The sequence below is a fragment of the Parendozoicomonas callyspongiae genome, from assembly GCF_023502345.1.
GTDB lineage: Bacteria > Pseudomonadota > Gammaproteobacteria > Pseudomonadales > Endozoicomonadaceae > Sansalvadorimonas > Sansalvadorimonas callyspongiae.
Genome location: NZ_JAMFLX010000137.1, coordinates 1 through 653, shown reverse-complemented (window position 1 = coordinate 653; position 653 = coordinate 1). Strand labels below are relative to the sequence as shown.

1 protein-coding gene is annotated in these 653 nt (G+C 39.8%); it reads right to left on the bottom strand.

Features of this window, described 5'->3' with window-relative positions:
- Nucleotides 1–51: 51 nt before the first annotated feature.
- Nucleotides 52–501 (bottom strand): hypothetical protein, encoded by a 450-nt coding sequence (locus M3P05_RS20655; protein ID WP_249702036.1) that lies wholly within the window; start codon nucleotides 499–501, stop codon nucleotides 52–54.
- Between the last annotated feature and the right edge of the window lie 152 nt (nucleotides 502–653).

Genomic DNA, 653 nt, shown 5'->3' with positions numbered 1-653 from the left:
ATGGGGCGCCGTAGGCGTCCCAGGAGCGAAGCGACGAATATGATGCGCTTGTTAGCCGCTTTGGTTAGATTCTTTGATTATGTTTGCAGCTCTGTGTAGATTGTTTTTACAGAGATTTTTCCACTCGTGATTTGAATATGGATATGATTTAGGTTTGTTGTTTATAGCATATTCATAGTTTATATCTATATCGTGATGTGTATCATCATAGCTAGGTTCTACATTGTTAGGCTTCTCTTCCGCTATGACAGTAGAATTGCTTTCTTTAATATCGTCACATTGTAGATATGTATTCTCTGCAATTTGGATGGTGCAGTATGCTATCCCAAAACCTAATACTTTAACGATCCAGAAAATTACCGCAGTTAATAGAACAGCAAACCCTGTAAATATATTGACTGTGAGCAAGAATAAACCGGCTGCTCCCACTAGCAGAATAAGTGCAACAAAAATAGTGTCAATAGCACTTAGGGTTGATTTGAATTGCTTAACTTTTTCCATTTAGTATTAATCCTATAATCGAAATTGAATTCTATGCTTGATGTCAGAATGTTTTTATAGGTGATAACCGAAGTGGGGACTCATGCGGCTAACGCTTGCATGAGGGGCGCCGCCGCAGGCGGCGTCCCTTTGATGCACTTGTTACCCGCTTT

Bases quoted from the DNA above. Each gene is read 5' to 3' on its own strand.
- M3P05_RS20655 (WP_249702036.1), bottom strand. From the start codon at position 501: ATGGAAAAAGTTAAGCAATTCAAATCAACCCTAAGTGCTATTGACACT.